Annotated in this window: 14 protein-coding genes; 8 read left to right on the forward strand and 6 right to left on the reverse strand. The window is 63.7% G+C overall.

The genetic code is table 11. The features are described from left to right. The first annotated feature begins 429 nt into the window (after window positions 1-429). From BSY16_RS25615 to BSY16_RS25625, 3 genes are all read left to right on the forward strand, one after another. Window positions 430-1,536, forward strand: coding sequence for an HlyD family secretion protein (locus BSY16_RS25615; RefSeq protein ID WP_069063697.1), 1,107 nt, complete (start codon window positions 430-432; stop codon window positions 1,534-1,536). Further along, a complete protein-coding gene (locus BSY16_RS25620; protein WP_069062623.1) occupies window positions 1,526-2,551 on the forward strand; it encodes a DUF2955 domain-containing protein in 1,026 nt (341 codons plus the stop codon). The genes BSY16_RS25615 and BSY16_RS25620 overlap by 11 nt, the downstream gene beginning before the upstream one ends. Window positions 2,552-2,857: 306 nt before the next feature. Next, the gene (locus tag BSY16_RS25625; protein WP_069062624.1) at window positions 2,858-4,048 is read left to right on the forward strand and encodes a DUF3095 domain-containing protein; all 1,191 of its coding nucleotides are present in this window, start codon (window positions 2,858-2,860) and stop codon (window positions 4,046-4,048) included. A 40-nt stretch (window positions 4,049-4,088) separates the two neighbouring features. On the opposite strand, the gene BSY16_RS25630 is transcribed toward BSY16_RS25625, so the two are convergent. Continuing rightward, complete coding sequence (locus tag BSY16_RS25630) at window positions 4,089-4,565, reverse strand: Lrp/AsnC family transcriptional regulator (protein WP_069062625.1); 477 nt, start codon at window positions 4,563-4,565, stop codon at window positions 4,089-4,091. Between the two features lie 103 nt (window positions 4,566-4,668). On the opposite strand from BSY16_RS25630, the gene BSY16_RS25635 reads away from it, so the two are divergent. Further along, a complete protein-coding gene (locus BSY16_RS25635; protein ID WP_069062626.1) occupies window positions 4,669-5,880 on the forward strand; it encodes a diaminopropionate ammonia-lyase in 1,212 nt (403 codons plus the stop codon). Beyond that, complete coding sequence (locus BSY16_RS25640) at window positions 5,877-7,046, forward strand: M20 aminoacylase family protein (RefSeq protein ID WP_069062627.1); 1,170 nt, start codon at window positions 5,877-5,879, stop codon at window positions 7,044-7,046. The genes BSY16_RS25635 and BSY16_RS25640 overlap by 4 nt, the downstream gene beginning before the upstream one ends. 88 nt (window positions 7,047-7,134) lie before the next feature. On the opposite strand, the gene BSY16_RS25645 is transcribed toward BSY16_RS25640, so the two are convergent. From BSY16_RS25645 to BSY16_RS25665, 5 genes are all read right to left on the reverse strand, one after another. Continuing rightward, window positions 7,135-7,851, reverse strand: coding sequence for an ABC transporter ATP-binding protein (locus BSY16_RS25645; protein WP_069062628.1), 717 nt, complete (start codon window positions 7,849-7,851; stop codon window positions 7,135-7,137). Further along, window positions 7,848-8,666 (reverse strand): ABC transporter ATP-binding protein, encoded by an 819-nt coding sequence (locus BSY16_RS25650; protein WP_069062629.1) that lies wholly within the window; start codon window positions 8,664-8,666, stop codon window positions 7,848-7,850. Before BSY16_RS25650 ends, BSY16_RS25645 begins: the two co-directional genes overlap by 4 nt. Beyond that, entirely contained in the window at window positions 8,663-9,967 is a 1,305-nt protein-coding gene (gene livM / locus BSY16_RS25655; RefSeq protein ID WP_069062630.1) for a high-affinity branched-chain amino acid ABC transporter permease LivM, read from the reverse strand. The genes BSY16_RS25650 and livM overlap by 4 nt, the downstream gene beginning before the upstream one ends. A gap of 11 nt (window positions 9,968-9,978) precedes the next feature. Next, the gene (locus BSY16_RS25660; protein ID WP_069062631.1) at window positions 9,979-10,896 is read right to left on the reverse strand and encodes an ABC transporter permease subunit; all 918 of its coding nucleotides are present in this window, start codon (window positions 10,894-10,896) and stop codon (window positions 9,979-9,981) included. An 81-nt stretch (window positions 10,897-10,977) separates the two neighbouring features. After that, complete coding sequence (locus BSY16_RS25665; RefSeq protein ID WP_069062632.1) at window positions 10,978-12,093, reverse strand: branched-chain amino acid ABC transporter substrate-binding protein; 1,116 nt, start codon at window positions 12,091-12,093, stop codon at window positions 10,978-10,980. A 324-nt stretch (window positions 12,094-12,417) separates the two neighbouring features. Between BSY16_RS25665 and BSY16_RS25670 the strand changes: the two genes are divergently transcribed. Genes BSY16_RS25670 through BSY16_RS25680 form a run of 3 tightly spaced genes read left to right on the forward strand, consistent with a single transcriptional unit; the run spans window position 12,418 to window position 17,380 of the window. Beyond that, the gene (locus BSY16_RS25670; RefSeq protein WP_069063698.1) at window positions 12,418-14,502 is read left to right on the forward strand and encodes a hydantoinase/oxoprolinase family protein; all 2,085 of its coding nucleotides are present in this window, start codon (window positions 12,418-12,420) and stop codon (window positions 14,500-14,502) included. Between the two features lie 11 nt (window positions 14,503-14,513). Then, window positions 14,514-16,172, forward strand: a complete 1,659-nt coding sequence (locus BSY16_RS25675) for a hydantoinase B/oxoprolinase family protein (RefSeq protein WP_069062633.1) — start codon at window positions 14,514-14,516, stop codon at window positions 16,170-16,172. After that, on the forward strand, window positions 16,169-17,380 hold the full coding sequence (locus tag BSY16_RS25680; protein ID WP_069062634.1) for a pyridoxal phosphate-dependent aminotransferase: 1,212 nt from the start codon (window positions 16,169-16,171) through the stop codon (window positions 17,378-17,380). Before BSY16_RS25675 ends, BSY16_RS25680 begins: the two co-directional genes overlap by 4 nt. Window positions 17,381-17,389: the final 9 nt, after the last annotated feature.

A 17,389-nucleotide genomic window follows, 5' to 3' on the forward strand; every position in this document is an offset into this window, starting at 1 on the left:
TAACTTCGGGTAAGTTACGTCCGTTTATGGGAGAAATTGCACGCCGTGTTGCTGATGAGGATTTGCGGAGATCGGGTTGGGGGCTATCATTGATTTGCTAAGATAGGCGTCGTTGGTGGCCGGCCGTTTACAGGTGTGCAGTCGTGGAAAACCGCAAAGACGTTCGCGTTCTACGGCAAGGCCTGCGCGGCCGTTGAAAGAGACACGCCGCCAGAAAATGTCCTGTGGGGGGCTGCGATAGCAGGCAAGGCAGGCGGTCATGCAGCTGTTGGCTACGGTAACTTACTCCACGACGTTCGCGTTCATCAGCAAACATCGCAGCATCACTGCCTGCTGTGCGTGCGTGGCATGGCCTTGCTGATGAGAGTGTGATCGGAAATCGCTGTTGGACGGTAACCCATCGACCCCGTGCATTTGAAGGATGACAAAGTGGTTTCCGAGATTTCTGACGAGCCCGTCCCATCGCCGCCGCCCCGCAATCCGTTGCGCAGGATCGCCCTGGTCGTCGTGGCATTGGCGCTGGCCTTCTTCGTGCTGTCGATCTTCATGGAACGGCGCACGCCGTCGACGTCGCAAGCCCAGGTGCAGGCCTATATCGTCGGGATCGCGTCCGAAGTCACAGGCCGGGTTGTGGCGGTCGGCGTTGCCGACAATGCCCGGGTCGAGGCCGATCAGGTTCTTTTCCGCATCGATCCCACGCGCTATGAGCTTGCCGTCAGCGAGGCCGAGGCAGCGCTTGCCAGTGCCGGCCAGTCGATCGGGGCATCGACGGCGACAGTGGATGCCGCCCAGGCCAAGCTCGTGCAGATCCAGGTGGACCGGGACAATCTGCGCGACCAATATGCCCGCGCCTCCGAACTGGTGCAGCGCGGCGTCTATTCCAAGGCGCGGTTCGATGCGGCCAAGTCTGCCTATGATCAGGCGGAGGCGGCAGTTTCGGGGGCACAGGCCGATCTTGCCAAGGCGAGAGAGCAGCTCGGCCCGACGGGCAAGGACAATCCGCAGCTCAGGGCAGCGCTCGCCGCGCTTGAAAAGGCCCGGCTCGATCTTCTCCACACGGTCGTCAAGGCGCCGTCGGCGGGCGTCGTCACCAATCTTCAGCTCACCATCGGCAAGGTCGTCTCGGCCGGCCAGCCCGCCATGACCTTCATCGACGCCGGCACGATTTGGATCAACGCGGCCTTCAAGGAGAACAGCCTCGAGAAGGTTGCTGTCGGCAACCGGGCGGAGGTGCTGTTCGATGCCCTGCCGGGACGGCTTTTCCCGGCGACGGTGGAAAGCGTCGGGTTCGGCGTGTCGCAGGGCGGAACGGACCCGAGCACCGGGCTGCCGACGATCAAGAATGACAGCGGCTGGGTCCGCGAGGCGCAGCGCTTCCCCGTTCGCCTCACCATCGAGGAGGCGGACAGGCCAAAGGGTGGCGTGCGCTACGGCTCGCAGGCAAACGTCGTCATCTATACCGGAGACAACCCGATAACCAATGCATGGGGTTCGTTGCGGATGCGCATCATTTCGGTGCTGACCTATGTCAACTGACAGCGCCGCCGTCGCCGAGCAGAAGCGCAAGGGGCTGCGGGTCGCTTTCGCGGTCTCCGTCGGCTTCACGTTCGCGGTGTTTTCGGGCGCCATCGTTCCGTTTCTCGGACCGCTGTTCGCCGCGCAGTTCCTGTTGGGAAGCGCGCAGCCCATGCCGCTGCGAAAGACTATCGGAGCAGCGCTGGTGATCCTGCTCACGGGGATCGCCTTGATGGCGTTGACGATCCTGACAGCCGAGCATCCCCTGGTGCTCCTCCCGATGTTGGGACTGGTCTATTTTTCGTGCTTCGTCGCGCAATCGACGGGCAAGGGTGGTCCTGCGGTCTTTCTCGTCCTCGTCGTTGCGATCATCGTGCCGCTGCTCGGAATCCTGAACAAGGAGCTTGCCAGTTCCATCCTCTTCATCCTCGTCAGCGGCGTGTTGTCCGCAACGGTTCTCGCGTGGATCGCCCATGCGATCTTTCCCGAGCCGCCTGCGCAGAGCGCTGATGGACCCCCGCCCGAAGAGCGGCCGCCAGCTCTGGGGCGTGCGCTGGCCAACACCGCAATCCTCCTCGCATCGGTCGTCATCTGCCTGACGAACGATAATCTGAACGCCGCTGCGGTCATCCCTATAACCGTGGCATCGCTGCTCGGACAGCTCGACCTCGCGGCAAGCGGTCGTGCAGCGGTCGGGCTTGTGATTGTCAATCTCTTTGGCGGCGTGCTCGCCTCGCTCGCCTATGCGATCCTGGACCTGCGGCCCAGTCTTTTTACGATCTTCATCATCGTCCTGGTGGCCGCGCTTCTGCTTGGCGGGCGCGCAGCCGCCCCGTCGAAGGACGCACCGGTTTTCGCAGGTGCCCTGACGATCTTCCTGATCCTGTTCGGGCTGGGGGTGTCGCCGCTGCCGGGAAGTGCGGCCGAATCCTTCGCGACCCGCATCCTCTATGTCGGGATGGCCTTGGTCTTCACACTGCTGTTTGCAGTGCTTCTTTCGCCGCGAAAATCGGGCATGAAGCAGATATTGGCATGACAACTTGCCGCCAGCTTGACGCGGTGCTTCAAAACAAAGTTGGCCAAGGGGTCCGATGCCTGCGGCTCGCCAAATGACGAAGGGCGCTCGACCCTTTCGGGGAGCGCCCTTCGGACCCGGACAGCTGCGAACGCGCGACAAATCTGTCGCTGCAGGCAATCATCATAACGGGCAGTGATCGGTAGATGGGGGCGCGCCGTCGCGAAATCAATAGCGCCATCCCCCGTCTCGGATATCATGAGGACGCCGGTTGATTGGCCGCCGAACCACGTCGCCTGTCCTGCGCGAATATGGTAGCCTTGCGGCATGAGCGAGCCTTCCAGCGAAACATTTTTCAGCACGCTTCCCGCCTTCGTCGATTTCGCAGGCGTTGCCGACAGCCGGAACTACCGGACGCTGCCGTCCGACTGGGCTTTGGCGACGGCCGATATCGTCGATTCCACCGGCGCAATCGAGGCCGGCCGCTACAAGGCGGTCAATATGGCCGGCGCCAGCGTCATCTCCGCCATCCTGAACGCGCTTGGCAACAACGACCTCCCCTTCGTCTTCGGCGGGGATGGCGCCCTGGTGGCCGTGCCGCCATCGGGTGTGGAGAAGGCGTTGGCTGCACTTTCGGCGGTGCAAAGCTGGGTGGGCGAGGAATTGCACCTGACGCTGCGCGCCGCTCTCGTGCCCGTCGCCGATGTCATCGCGGCGGGTTTGGAAGTCCGCGTTGCGCGCTTCCAGGTCACGCCGGATCTTTCCTACGCGATGTTTGCCGGCGGCGGATCGAGCTGGGCCGAAGCCCGCATGAAGGAAGGCCTTTTCACCGTTCCGCCGGCGCCGCCAGGCGCCCGTCCGGATCTGGCCGGCCTGTCCTGCCGATGGAACCCGATCAAATCCCGGCACGGCGACATCGTCTCGATCTTCGCGGTCCCTGCCGGTTCAGGCGCCGTGGAGGCCTTTCAGGCGCTGGTCCTCGATATCGTCGCACTGGCCGCCGGCGAAGAGCGGGAGGGTCATCCGATTGCGCCGGAAGGGCCGCAGATGGGATTGTCGGTTGCGGGTCTATCGGCGGAAACCAAGACGGCTCCGAAGGGAAGGCGCTTCCGGCACCGGCTGTTCATTCTGGGGCAATATCTGCTGACCGTCGGCCTCTATCGTCTGGGCCTGACGCTCGGCCGTTTCGATCCGAAAGTCTATCGGCAGGACGTTGCCCGCAACACCGATTTCCGCAAGTTCGACGATGGCCTGAAAATGACCATCGACATCGATCCGGAAAGGCTTCGCCAGATCGAAACCCGGCTCGAGGATGCCACGCGCGCCGGCATCTGCCGCTTCGGCCTGCATCGTCAGGATTCGGCGCTGATGACCTGCATCGTGCCGACGGCGCTCAGCCGTGATCACATGCACTTCATCGACGGCGCCGCCGGCGGCTACGCCATGGCCGCCAGCCGCCTGAAGAAGCAGATTTCTTCCATCCCGTTGGGCGTAGCCTCACCTTTGCGAGCGACATAAGCGCCGGATTTCCCGTGCTTCGCAAGTTGCGGTTCTGCTCTCACGCCTCCACCACAACGCCTAGGCCCACCTTCACGCGGTCCATCGCGACGAAGGTGCGGAACCGCTTGACGTTGTTGTTGCCGAAGAACAGGCGCCGCGTCAGGGCCTCGTAGTCGGCCATGGCGGGCACGATGATGACGAGGATGAAGTCCGCCTCGCCTGTGACGTAGTAACATTGCTGGATTTCCGGCGTGGCGGCGAAGGCGCGCTTGGCGGCCTCGATGTGCTCGGCCGTCTCGCTGATCACCTCCACCTCGACGAAGAGCGTGATGGACTGGCCAACCGCGGCGGGGTCGACAATGGCGACATTCGCCCGGATGACGCCGTCTTCCGTCATGCGCTTGATCCGCCGCTGGACGGCGGGGGCCGAGAGATTGACCGCCTCGCCGATCGTGCGTTGCGGCGTGGTGTTGTCCTGCTGCAGGATGGCGAGGATTTTCCGGTCGAAGGCATCGAGGCGCGGCGGATGGTGCATTGGGCGGCTCCAGACGAAACAAACTTGCAAAGGGCAAGGCAAATATCAGCGCTCATTTCGATCCCGATGCAATATCGTTCAGCTTCCAACCGAGGAGGCCACCATGTTCCTGAAGAATACCCATGCCGACTATCGTACGGCGCTCGACCCGCGCGATGGCGAAACGCTCGGCCTTGAAGCCGCCGCCGAAGTGGAGCGCCATCTTTCCTTCCGGGGCAATCATGCGGAAACACCGCTCGTCGCGCTGCCCGGCCTGGCGCAACAACACGGGATCGCGGCGATCCACATCAAGGACGAGGGCCATCGTCTCGGTCTCGGCAGTTTCAAGGCACTAGGCGGGGCCTATGCAGTGATCCGCCTCGTGCTGGAGGAGGCCGGCGAGAGGTTCGGCCGGACGGTGGACATCGCCGCGTTGCGGGCACCGGAGGTGGCAGCCGTCGCGCGGACCATGACGTTTGCCTGCGCCACCGACGGCAACCATGGCCGGTCGGTGGCGCAGGGTGCCCAACTTGTGGGCGCGCGGGCGGCGATCTTCGTGCATGCCGGCGTCTCGGCCGAGCGCGTCGCCGCCATCGCCCGGTTCGGCGCGGAGATGATCCGTGTCGACGGCACCTATGACGATTCCGTGCGGGAGGCTGCGCGGGTGGCGGAGGAGAAGGGCTGGACGATCGTTTCCGACACGTCCTGGCCCTGCTACGAGCGTATTCCGGGGCTGGTGATGCAAGGTTACACCGCGCTGGTGCGCGAGGCGCTGCGAGCATTGCCGGCGCCGCCGACGCATGTCTTCGTGCAGTCCGGCGTCGGCGGCATCGCTGCTGCAGTGGCTGGCCATCTGGCGCTGGAAGCCGGTGCGGCGCGGCCGGTCTTCACGGTTGTCGATCCGGCGCGGGCGGCCTGCCTGTTCGAGACGGCGCGCGCCGGCCATCCGGTGACGATCGCCCATGGTGAGCCGACTGTCATGGCCATGCTCGAATGTTATACGCCGTCGCTTGTCGCCTGGCGCATCCTGTCGCGTGCCGCTGATGCCTTCATGACCGTCGACGAGGAGGATGCCATCGCCGCGATGAAACAGCTCGCCAACCCTGTCGCCGGCGACCCCTCGGTGGTTTCCGGGGAAAGCGGCGGTGTCGGCCTTGCCGGCTTGATGCGCGCCATCGCCGATCCGGCGGTGAAGGCCGACCTTGGCATCGATGGCCAATCGCGGATCCTCCTGATCAACACGGAAGGAGCGACGGACCCCGGAAAATACGAGGAAATCGTCGGGCTTTCGCCCGCGCTCGTTGCTGCGCGGAACGGGAAGGGAGAATCGGCATGACAATCGACAGAAATGCCCTTCAGGTCGAGATGACAACCTGGCGGCGTGACCTGCACGCCCATCCCGAATTCGGCTTCGAGGAGACACGAACCGCGGCTTTCGTTGCGAAAAAGCTGCGCGAGTTTGGCCTCGATGAGGTCGTGGAAGGCGTCGGCGGAACGGGTGTTGTCGGAACGCTGCGGCGGGGGCAGGGCAACCGCTCCATTGCGCTTCGGGCGGATATGGACGCGTTGCGGATCACCGAACAGGGGGAGAGAGCCCATCGTTCCCGCAATCCGGGCGTCATGCACGCTTGCGGCCATGACGGACACACGACCATGCTGCTCGGTGCCGCAAAAGTACTGGCGCAGGAGGGCGGCTTTGACGGCACAGTGCGCTTCGTCTTCCAGCCGGCGGAGGAATGGGGCAAGGGCGCATTGGCCATGCTCGACGACGGGCTGATGCAGCGTTTCGCCTTCGAGGAGATCTACGGCATCCACAACATGCCGGGCCTGCCTGTCGGGCATTTCGAGACACGCCCCGGCGCCATCATGTCTGCGGAAGACAATTTCGAGATCGTGCTCGAGGGTGTCGGTGGCCACGCGGCGCGGCCGCATTGGGGCAACGAGGTGCTGGTCGCCGCCTGTGCGCTTGTGACCAGCCTCCAGACCATCGTGGCACGCCGGCTGAGCCCGACGGATGTGGGCGTGGTATCGGTGACGGAACTCATCACCGACGGCACGCGCAATGCGCTTCCGGGGCTGGCGCGGATTCTGGGGGATGCCCGCAGCTTCCGGCCGGAGGTGAGTGCGGCGATCGAAAGGCAGATGCGCATCATCGCGGAAGGCACCGCATTGGCGCACAATGTCACCGCGAGCGTCACCTATACGCGGGAATTCGTGCCGCTGCTGAATGACCCCGCCCTCGTCGACGAGGCCTTTGCCGTTGCACGCGCCATCCTGCCGCCGGAGGATGCGAGGCTCGCCGCCGAGCCGATGACCGGGTCTGAGGACTTCGCCCATTTCCTCGCCCATGTGCCTGGTTGCTTCGTCTTCCTCGGTAACGGCACGGAGTCCGCGCCGCTGCACAACCCCGGCTACGACTTCAACGACGAAGGGCTTCTCCACGGCGCGGATTTTCATGCTGGTATCGTGAGACGACGGCTTTCCGGCGCGCTCGGTCAATAGCCGGGGTCAGACATCCAGAAGGCGCGCGCGGAAGAACCACCGGGCACCGATGGCTGACGGCATCAGGCTTCCGTGCGGCATTCTCCGTTCAGTGCAGGCCGAGATAGGCCTTGCGGACGTCTTCGTTGTCGAGGAGGGCTGCGCTTTCGCCGGAGAGGTGGATGCGGCCGTTGACCATGACGTAGGCGCGTTGCGAGAGCTTCAGTGCGTGGTTGGCGTTCTGCTCGACGAGGAAGATGGTCTTGCCCATCTGGGCGATCTCCTTCAGCACCTCGAAGACGCGCTTGACGACGAGGGGTGCGAGGCCAAGCGACGGTTCGTCGAACAGGATGAGTTCCGGGCGCGCCATCATGGCGCGGGCGATCGCCAGCATCTGCTGCTCGCCGCCGGACATGGTGCCGGCGGTCTGGCTGCGGCGTTCCTTGAGGCGCGGGAAGAGATCGAACATGGTCGCACGATCCTCGTCGAAGTGATCCATGCCGATCGGCGTCGTGCCCATCATCATGTTCTCTTCCACCGTCATGTCCTGGTATATCTGCCGGCCTTCCGGGACGAGCGCGATGCCGCGGCGGGAAATCCGGTTGGTCGCAAGGCGGGAAATGTCCTCGCCCTTGTGCAGGATCTTTCCCGCTGACGCACGCGGCGCGCCAAAAATCGAGGAGAGCAGCGTCGTCTTGCCGGCGCCGTTCGCGCCGATCAGGCTGACGATCTCGCCCTTGGAAACATGGACGTTCACATCCTTCAGCGCCTCGACCGGGCCGTAATGGGCATGAACGCCGGTAAATTCGAGCAGCGGAACGCTCATGCCTCAACCTCTTCTTCACTGACGCCGAGATAGGCGGCGACCACGGCGGGATCGTTCGCCACATGCTCGGGCGTTCCGTCGGAGATCACCTCGCCATGGTCGAGCACGACGATATGCTGGGAAATGCGCATGACGAGTGCCATGTCGTGTTCGATGACGAGGACGGACTGGCCATGCTCGGTACAGAGCCGCTGGATGACCTCGGAGAGTTCGCGGGTTTCCGACGGGTTGAGGCCGGCGGCCGGCTCGTCGAGGCAGATGAGCGTCGGCCCGGTGCACATGGCGCGCGCGATTTCGAGACGTCGTTGCCGCCCATAGGGCAACTCGCCGGCGAGGCGATTGGCGTCGTCGGCAAGGTTCATCTCGCGCAGCCAGTGATAGGCGCGATCGACGGCATCACGCTCGGCGCGGCGGAAGCCTGGCGTGCGGAATATGCCGCTCAGCAGATTGTTGGCGGTCACCAGATGCTGGGCGACCAGCAGGTTTTCAATGACCGACATTTCCTTGAACAGGCGGATGTTCTGGAAGGTGCGGGCGATGCCGGCGCGCGTCACGAGATGCGAGCCCCCGGTGATGGGTTTTGTGATCAGCGTACCGATGTCGAGCGGGCCGTCGCGGCCGTTCAGCACGATTTCGCCTTCGCTTGCCCGATAGAAGCCGGTGATGCAGTTGAACATGGTCGTCTTGCCGGCGCCGTTCGGGCCGATCAGCGCGGTCACCGCGCCGCGCTCCACGGAGAAGCTGACATTGCGGTTTGCGACGATGCCGCCGAAGCGCATCGTGACGTTGCGGATGTCGAGGAGGGGCGTGGTCATCGGGCTGCCTCCACCTTGGCTGCGAGCGGGAGCGGCCCAGCGTCCCTCGTCGTGCTCGGAAAGAAGGCCGGGCGTTTGATCCGCACGAGGCCGCGGGGTTTCCAGATCATCATGATGACCATGAGCACGCCGAAGATCAGCACGCGGTATTCGGCAAAGTCACGCAAGAGTTCCGGCAGGATGGTGAGGACGAGGGCGGCGGCGATCACGCCGACCGTCGAGCCGAGACCGCCGAGAACCACGATGGCGAGGATGAGAGCGGATTCGAAGAAGGTGAAGGATGTCGGGTTCACGAAGCCCTGATGGACGGCGAAGAACACGCCGGCAAGCCCGCCCGTCGAGGCGCCGAGCATGAAGGCGGTGAGTTTCGTGAAGACGTGGTTCACGCCGAGCGAGCGGCAGGCGATCTCGTCCTCGCGCAGCGCCTCCCACATGCGGCCGAGCGGCATGACGCGCAGGCGCTCCACGGCATAGATGACGAGGCAGACGACGAGGAACAGCACGAGGTAGATGAACCAGAATTTGTAGTCGGCGCTGTAGGGGATGCCGAGATAGTCGTGGATCGGCACGCCGCCCTGCTTGGCCGAGCGAGTGAATTCCAGGCCGAAAAGCGTCGGCGCGGGCACGGGCGCGCCATTCGGGCCGCCGGTGAATTCCAGCCAGTTGTTCAGCACGAGACGGATGATCTCGCCGAAGCCGAGCGTGACGATCGCGAGGTAGTCGCCGTGCATCTTGAGGACAGGGAAGGCGAGAACCATGCCGAAGAGGCCGGCGAGGAAGGGGGCGATGACCAGCGCGCTCCAGAAGCCGAGCCCGAGATACTGATAGCCGAGCGCCAAAAGATAGGCCCCGACGGCATAGAAGGCGACGAAGCCGAGATCGAGCAGACCGGCGAGGCCGACGACGATGTTCAGCCCCAGGCCGAGCAGACAATAGATCAGCGCGAGGATCGCGATGCCGAGGAAATACTTGTCCGCGAAGAAGGGCAGGCTGAGTCCGACAAGGAACAGCAAGGCGAGGATCAGCATGGGCGACTTTTCCGTGCCGGTCATCACCGTAACGCCGACACCGCTGTCGGCCAGCTTGCGGGTCAGCGCCTGGCCAAGGCCGGTCATCTGGACGAGCGAGACGGCAATACGCCCTGCGGTGACGATGGCGGCGAGCAGGACGGCGCGCGTCAGCTCATTGCGGAACGAGAAACCCTCGAGCACGAGGCCAGAGATCGGGCCAAACAGGATGAGCGAGACGGTAAAGGTAAGAAGTGCCTGCTTGAAGAGCGTGCGGAGGCGGTTGGTTTGCATGGTCGTTCTCCTCACACTTTCTGGATTTCCGGCCGGCCGAGCAGGCCATAGGGGCGGAAGAACAGTAGGGTGATGAGCAGCGCGAAGGCGAAGACGTCCTTGTAGTCGGTGCTGACATAACCGGCGAACAGCGCTTCCGTCAGGCCAAGCAGGATGCCGCCGAGCACGGCGCCGGGCAGCGAGCCAATGCCGCCGAGCACGGCCGCGGTAAAGGCCTTGATGCCCATGACGAAGCCGATGAAGAAGTTGAACGAACCGTAGTTGAAGGTGACGAGCACGCCGCCGACGGCAGCCGTCGCGGCGCCGATAACGAAGACTGTCGAGATGATTCGGTCAGTGTTGACGCCGAGCACGGCGGACATGCGGATGTTCTGCTGCGTTGCCCGGCATTCCCGGCCGATGCGGGTGTAGTTGATTACATAAGTGAGGATGCCCATGGCGATCAGCGAGGCGAAGAGGATGACCGTCTGCATGTAGGTGATCTGCGCGAAATGCACGCCGTCGCCGAAGCGGAAGGCGCCGCTGATCAGCGTCGGAACGCCCTGGTCGCGTGCGCCCTGCGAGATCTGCACGTAGCTTTGCAGCATCAGCGAAATGCCGATGGCGGAAATCAGCGGGGCAAGCTTGGTGGATCCTCGCAAAGGACGGTAGGCGACGCGCTCGATCGCCCAACCGTAGACGGCGGTGACGGCGCAGGTGATCACCAGCACGGAAATCAGCGCGAAGGGTACGGACTGGATGCCGAAGAAGGTGAGCACGGCAAGGGTTATCGCGGCGATATAGGCCGAGACCATGTAGACGTCGCCATGGGCGAAGTTGATCATGCGGATGACACCGTAGACCATGGTGTATCCGACGGCGATCAGCCCGTAGATCGTGCCGAGCGTGATGCCGTTGAACAATTGCTGGACCAGGATGTAGACGTCCATGGTGAACCCTTCTCTTCAAATCTTGCGGGCATGGCGAAACCAGCCGGACGCCCATGTCCGGCTGGTCCGGGCAGGCCTGCCTTAGTTCACGAGAGCCGGGGTTCCCTTGTCGTCGAAGGTGTAGAAGACGAACTTGAAGTCCTTGATGTCGCCCTTTTCATCCCAGGTGATCTTGCCGATGGCGGAATCGACCGTGTTGGCACGCAGCCAGTCGGCCTGCGCCTTCAAGTCTTCGCCTGCCTTCAGCGCCGCCACGACCGCCTGCGCATTGGCGTAGCCGTAGAGCACGTAATTTGCCGGTGTGACGTTGGCCTTAGTCAGGGCGTCCTGCACGTCCTTGGTCGACGGATCGGCCAGCGGATCGGGCGTTGCCGAATAGTAAACATCCTTGAGGTTGGCCCCGCCGCCGGCCGCAGCCACGAGTTCTGCCTGGGCGAAGGAATCGCCGCTGACGAAGACGACGTCGACGCCCTGTTCCTTGAGCTGGCGGATAAGCGGGCCGCCTTCCGGAATGAGGCCGCCGAAATAGACGGCGTTCGCGCCCGTGCTCTTGATCTTGGTGACGAGCGCGTTGAAGTCGCGTTCGCCGCGCGTCAGGCCCTCATAGAGCACCGGCGTGATGCCACGCGCCTCGATGGTCTTCTTCACGGCGTCGACCAGGCCCTGGCCGTAGGTGTCCTTGTCGTGGATCAGCGCGATCTTGTCCCGCTTCAGCGTGTCGAGGATGAAGCCGCCGGCAACGACGGCCTGCTGGTCGTCACGCCCGCAGCCGCGGAACAGGTTGTCGAAGCCGCGATCCGTCACGGCCGGGTTGGTCGAGGACGGCGTCATTTCGAGGATGCCGGCGTCGTTGTAGATTTCGGAAGCCGGGATCGTGCTCGACGAGCAGAAGTGGCCGATCACGGCCTGCACCTTGTCCTGATCGACGAAGCGGTTGGCGACCGCGACTGCCTGCTTCGGCTCGCAGGCGTCGTCGCCCTTCACCAGCTCGATCTGCTTGCCGTTGATGCCGCCGCTCGCGTTCACGCCGTTCACATAGGCCGAGACGCCATCGAAGACCTGCTCGCCAAATGTGGCGTTGGCGCCGGTATAGGGACCGGCAACGCCGATCTTGATCGTGTCGGCGGCAAAGGCCGGCGCAAGCAGGAGCGCGGATGCGATGGCGGTGGCAGCGAAGAGTTTCGAAATGGATGTCATGAAAGGCTTCCCTCTGGTTAAGCCGTTGATGTTCTTCGTTTCGACGCGTGTTTTTCCGCGTTCGGTCTTCTTGTTGCAGCCGAGCCATTCGCCTTTTCAGGACGTGCGGCAGCCGGCGTCATGTCTTGATTGCGACGGTTTCTGTGTCGCGATCCGACTTCAATTTCAGTTGACACATGTATGATAAGTGATATATCCAAAATCCGTCAAGCGGAAATCTTGCATCGGCGCGCCGGGCATGAAAACCTGATGTGCCAGAGGTTCGGCCGGCGGTCGCGCCGGATGGGATTCGATGCCGAAAGGTGCCTGAATGTGGGGAATGACATGGTGAGCAATGCGCCGCGGAACTGCCGGGTGGGTGTCGACATCGGGGGCACGTTTACGGACATCGCCCTCGATCTGGATGGCGTGCTCCATTCGACAAAGGTGCTGACCGATTATACCGGCCCCGAGCGGGCCATCCTGAAGGGGGTCGTCGCCGTCGCCGAGATGGCGGGCATCGGGCTTTCGGAGATCGATCTTCTGATCCACGGTACTACGCTCGCCACAAACGCGCTGATCGAGCGGCGCGGTGCCAGGACCGCTTTCGTCACGACGGAAGGGTTTCGCGACACGCTGGAAATGCGCACGGAAAACCGCTTCGAGCAGTATGATCTCAACATCGTCTTGCCGCCGGCGCTCATCGCCCGCGCTGATCGTTTCGTGGTGCGCGAGCGCACGAATGCCGCCGGCAAGGTGCTGCTGGCGATCGATGACGCCTCCGTAGAGGCCGTCGTTTCGGCGATTGCGGCGGGCGGTTATGAGAGCGTCGCCATCGGCTTCATCCACGCCTATGCGAATGGCGCACACGAGGCCGCCGTGCGCGATGCGATCCTCAAGCGCCTGCCGCATGTCTCCGTGTCGATTTCGTCTGAAGTCTCGCCGCAGATGCGCGAATTCGAGCGCTTCAACACGGTCTGCGCCAATGCCTATGTGAAGCCGGCGATCAAATCCTATCTCGACCGGCTCGTCGTCTCGCTGAAGGAGATCGGCGTCCGCTGCCCGGTCTTCATGATCCATTCCGGCGGCGGCATCGTCTCCGTCGAAAGCGCCTCCGAATTCCCGGTGCGCCTCGTCGAATCCGGCCCCGCGGGCGGCGCGATCTTCGCCGCCGACATCGCGCGGCGCCATGGGCTGGACACCGTGCTGTCCTTCGACATGGGCGGCACGACGGCAAAGATCTGCCTGATCGAAAACCAGGTGCCGAAGACCGCAAAAACCTTCGAGGTCGCGCGCACCTACCGCTTCCGCAAAGGCTCCGGCATGCCGATCTCCATACCGGTGGTCGAGATGGTGGAAATCGGCGCCGGCGGCGGTTCCATCGCCTCCGTGGATGGTATGCGCCAGATCCGCGTCGGACCGCATTCGGCGGCCTCCGAGCCAGGCCCGGCCTGCTACCAGCGCGGCGGCAAGAACCCAACGGTGACGGACGCCGACCTCATCCTCGGCAAGCTTGATCCCGACAATTTCGCCGGTGGCGCCATTCCACTCTCCGTCGCGGCCAGCCGGCAGGCAATGGCCGACGATATCGGCACGGTGATCGGCCTCGATCCGGACGGCGCCGCTTACGGCACTTGCGAGATGGTGGACGAGAACATGGCCAATGCCGGCCGCGTGCACACCGTTGAGAATGGCAAGAACATTGCCGATTTCACCATGATCACCTTCGGCGGCGCCGGTCCGCTGCATGCCGCAAGACTTTGCGAGAAGATGGGCATTTCCACCTTCCTCGTGCCGGCGGGCGCCGGTGTCGGGTCGGCCATCGGGTTCCTGCGCGCGCCCTTCGGTTATGAATCCATCCGCAGCGCCGTCTTCAATCTGTCCAGCTTCGACTTTGCCGAGGCGAACAAGCTGGTCGATTCCATGCAGGCGGAAGCACTGGGCTTCGTCGAAGGTGGGCTCGATAGCGGCGCGCCGGTGATCGAGCGCACGCTCTTCATGCGTTACGCGGGGCAGGGCTGGGACATTCCGGTACCGCTCGATGCGGAAAAGTTCGGTGCCGGCAGTGCAGGGACACTCGCCGTGCGGTTCGAAACGGAATACGAGCGCTTCTTCGGCCGCGCCATCGAAGGCCTCGATATCGAGGTCGTGAGCTGGTCGGTCAAGGCAAGTTCGCCACTGCCCCCGGCCGCCCGCGTCGCCGCCGTTGGTGAAGGCAGCGTCGTGACGCCGGCCAAGACCCGCCGCCTGTTCGAAGCAGGGCAAGGCACGTTCCTAGACGCCGGCATCCATGAGCGTGACGGCCTGAAACCCGGCGATGTCGTGAAAGGCCCCGCCATTGTGGTGGAGCGCGAAACCTCGACCATGCTAACCGCCGCCTTCAAGGCCATCGTGCAGAACGACGGCTGCCTGCTCGTCACCCGGCTGTAAGGATAGAACCGATGAACCAGTCGATGATCGATATCCATATGCAGGTCATGTGGAACCGCCTGATCTCCGTTGTGGAAGAGCAGGCCCAGACGCTGATCCGTACTGCCTTCTCTACCTCGGTGCGCGAGGCGGGCGACCTGTCTGCCGGCGTCTTCGATCTGGAAGGCCGCATGCTGGCGCAGGCCGTCACCGGCACGCCAGGACACGTCAATGCCATGGCGGAATCCGTCGCGCATTTCATCCGCGACATCGGCCCGGAAAACATCTTTGAAGGCGATGTCTACATCACCAACGACCCGTGGAAGGGCACCGGGCACCTGCACGACATCACCGTCGTCACCCCCTCCTTCCACCATGGCAAACTGGTCGGCTACTTCGCCTCCACCGCCCATGTTGTGGATGTCGGCGGACGCGGCTTCGGTCCGGATGCGCGCGAAGTCTATGAGGAAGGCTTGTTCATCCCGATCATGAAGTTCTTCGAGCGCGGCGAACTGAACCGCACGCTCATCCATATCGTGCGCAACAATGTGCGCGAGAACGACAAGGTGGTCGGCGACTTCCATGCCCTTGCCGCCTGCAACGAGACCGGCCATCGCCGCCTCATCGACATGCTGACGGAATTCAACCTCGAAGATCTTTCGATGATCGGCGGCTTCATCCTCAAGCACAGCCGCGAGGCAACGCTGGAGCGCTTGAGGAACCTGCCGCACGGCACTTGGTCCTACAGCCTCGATCTCGATGGTTACGATGAGCCGGTGCACCTCGCGGCAAAACTCACCATCGGGCCGGAGGGCGTGCTGGTCGATTTCGATGGCACTTCCGGCATGAGCAAGTTCGGAATCAACGTGCCGCTCGTCTATGCCAAGGCCTATGCCTGCTACGGCATCAAATGTGTCGTGGCGCCGGAAATTCCCAACAATGCGGCCTCGCTTGCGCCCTTCGACATCGCGGCGCCCGAAGGCTGCATTCTCAACGCCAAGCGGCCAGCGCCCGTCGCCGTGCGCCATGTGCTCGGCCATTTCGTGCCGGATCTCGTGCTCGGCGCGCTGCACCAGGCATTGCCCGGCCAGGTGCCGGCGGAAGGCGCGAGCGCGCTGTGGAACCTGCATATGAGCGTGCGCCCCGTCGCCGACCAGATCGGTGGCAAGGGCGCGGAAATCCTGATGTTCAACTCCGGCGGCTCCGGCGCGCGCGCAGCACTAGACGGCCTCAACGCAACGGCCTTCCCGAGCGGCGTGCACACCATGCCGATCGAGGCGACGGAAAACGTTGGTCCGGTCATCATCTGGCGCAAGGAACTGCGCGAGGGCTCCGGCGGCGCGGGTGCGCAACGCGGCGGCCTCGGCCAGATGATCGAGATCGAGGCGGCCGAGGGTTATTCCTTCCGCTTCTCCGCCATGTTCGATCGCCTGCACCATCCGGCCCGCGGCCGCGATGGCGGCCTCGACGGTGCGCCCGGCGGTGTAGCGCTCGATGACGGCACGGCATTGAAGGGCAAAGGCCTGCAATTCGTACCCGAAGGCCGGCGGCTGGTTCTCTCGCTGCCCGGCGGCGGGGGCTATGGTGAACCGGCAGTACGCCCCGCAGATGCCGTCGCCCATGACGTCAAGCACGGTTACATCACAGAGGAACAGGCCGCGCTTTATGGCAAGGTGGGAGAAAAGGCATGAACATGATCGTGTTTGAAAGCGCGCGGGCATCCACGATAAAATCCTCGCCCTCTATGGCCGTTTCCATGGCGGCCAAGGCCATGCGGGCGAAGGGCGAACCCGTCATCGATCTGTCGCTCGGCGAGCCGGACTTCGACACGCCGGCCCATATCGTGGACGCCGCAGTGGACGCGATGAGGCGGGGTATTACGCGATACACTGCACCGGACGGCCTTCCCGAGTTGCGCGAGGCGATCGTCAGAAAATTCAAGCGCGAGAACGGCCTCGACTATGCCCTGGATGAGATTTCCATCGGCAACGGTGCCAAGCAGATCCTGTTCAACGCCTTTCTCGGCACACTGGAGCCCGGCGACGAGGTGGTGGTGCCGGCACCCTACTGGGTCTCGTATACAGACATCGTCATCCTGCACGGCGGCGTGCCGAAGATCGTTGTTTGCGGCGTGGAGGACGACTTCAAGATCACGCCGGAGCGACTGGAAGCGGCGATCACGCCGAAGACCCGCTGGTTCCTGTTCAATTCACCGTCCAACCCGACCGGGGCGATCTACGCCGCCGACGAACTGAAGGCGCTGGGTGACGTGTTGGCGCGCCATCCCCGCGTCGCTGTCATGTCGGACGAGATCTATGAGCACATCGTCTGCGGTGATGTGCCCTTTACGTCCTTTGCAAATGCCTGCCCGGATCTGCGCGACCGCACGCTTCTCATCAACGGTGTCTCCAAGGCCTATGCGATGACCGGCTGGCGGCTTGGTTATGCGGCGGGTCCGAAGAGCCTGACGAAGGTCCTGAACAAGATGCAGTCGCAGAGCACGACGTGCCCATCGTCGATCACGCAGGTTGCGGCCGCGGCGGCGCTCAATAGCCCGCAAGATTTCGTGGCAACCGCCGTCGCTGAATACAAGGCGCGCGGCGAACTCGTGACGACGGGTTTCAGTGCGATTCCCGGCCTTGAGGTGCGCGCGCCGGAGGGGGCTTTCTACCTCTTCCCGAAATGCGCCGCTCATATCGGCAAGACAGCTCCGGATGGCACCGTCATTGACAACGATACGGCGCTCGCCGCCTACCTGCTGAGGGAAGGCAAGGTCGCGACAGTGCCGGGCGCCGCCTTCGGCGTCGAGCCCTATATCCGCCTGTCCTTCGCCACCTCGCGCGACAATCTCACGCTCGCCATCGACCGCATCGCCGATGCACTCGCCCGGCTTCGCTAGGAGGAACCG

Origin of the sequence: Sinorhizobium sp. RAC02, assembly GCF_001713395.1 — a bacterium.
Classification (GTDB): Bacteria; Pseudomonadota; Alphaproteobacteria; order Rhizobiales; family Rhizobiaceae; genus Shinella.

What these genes read in the sequence shown, in the direction of transcription:
- BSY16_RS25620 (WP_069062623.1), top strand. Translation starts at nt 1,526, where the DNA reads ATGTCAACTGACAGCGCCGCCGTCGCCGAGCAGAAGCGCAAGGGGCTG.
- BSY16_RS25625 (WP_069062624.1), top strand. Translation starts at nt 2,858, where the DNA reads ATGAGCGAGCCTTCCAGCGAAACATTTTTCAGCACGCTTCCCGCCTTC.
- BSY16_RS25630 (WP_069062625.1), bottom strand. Translation starts at nt 4,565, where the DNA reads ATGCACCATCCGCCGCGCCTCGATGCCTTCGACCGGAAAATCCTCGCC.
- BSY16_RS25635 (WP_069062626.1), top strand. Translation starts at nt 4,669, where the DNA reads ATGTTCCTGAAGAATACCCATGCCGACTATCGTACGGCGCTCGACCCG.
- BSY16_RS25640 (WP_069062627.1), top strand. Translation starts at nt 5,877, where the DNA reads ATGACAATCGACAGAAATGCCCTTCAGGTCGAGATGACAACCTGGCGG.
- BSY16_RS25645 (WP_069062628.1), bottom strand. Translation starts at nt 7,851, where the DNA reads ATGAGCGTTCCGCTGCTCGAATTTACCGGCGTTCATGCCCATTACGGC.
- BSY16_RS25650 (WP_069062629.1), bottom strand. Translation starts at nt 8,666, where the DNA reads ATGACCACGCCCCTCCTCGACATCCGCAACGTCACGATGCGCTTCGGC.
- livM (WP_069062630.1), bottom strand. Translation starts at nt 9,967, where the DNA reads ATGCAAACCAACCGCCTCCGCACGCTCTTCAAGCAGGCACTTCTTACC.
- BSY16_RS25660 (WP_069062631.1), bottom strand. Translation starts at nt 10,896, where the DNA reads ATGGACGTCTACATCCTGGTCCAGCAATTGTTCAACGGCATCACGCTC.
- BSY16_RS25665 (WP_069062632.1), bottom strand. Translation starts at nt 12,093, where the DNA reads ATGACATCCATTTCGAAACTCTTCGCTGCCACCGCCATCGCATCCGCG.
- BSY16_RS25670 (WP_069063698.1), top strand. Translation starts at nt 12,418, where the DNA reads ATGGTGAGCAATGCGCCGCGGAACTGCCGGGTGGGTGTCGACATCGGG.
- BSY16_RS25675 (WP_069062633.1), top strand. Translation starts at nt 14,514, where the DNA reads ATGAACCAGTCGATGATCGATATCCATATGCAGGTCATGTGGAACCGC.
- BSY16_RS25680 (WP_069062634.1), top strand. Translation starts at nt 16,169, where the DNA reads ATGAACATGATCGTGTTTGAAAGCGCGCGGGCATCCACGATAAAATCC.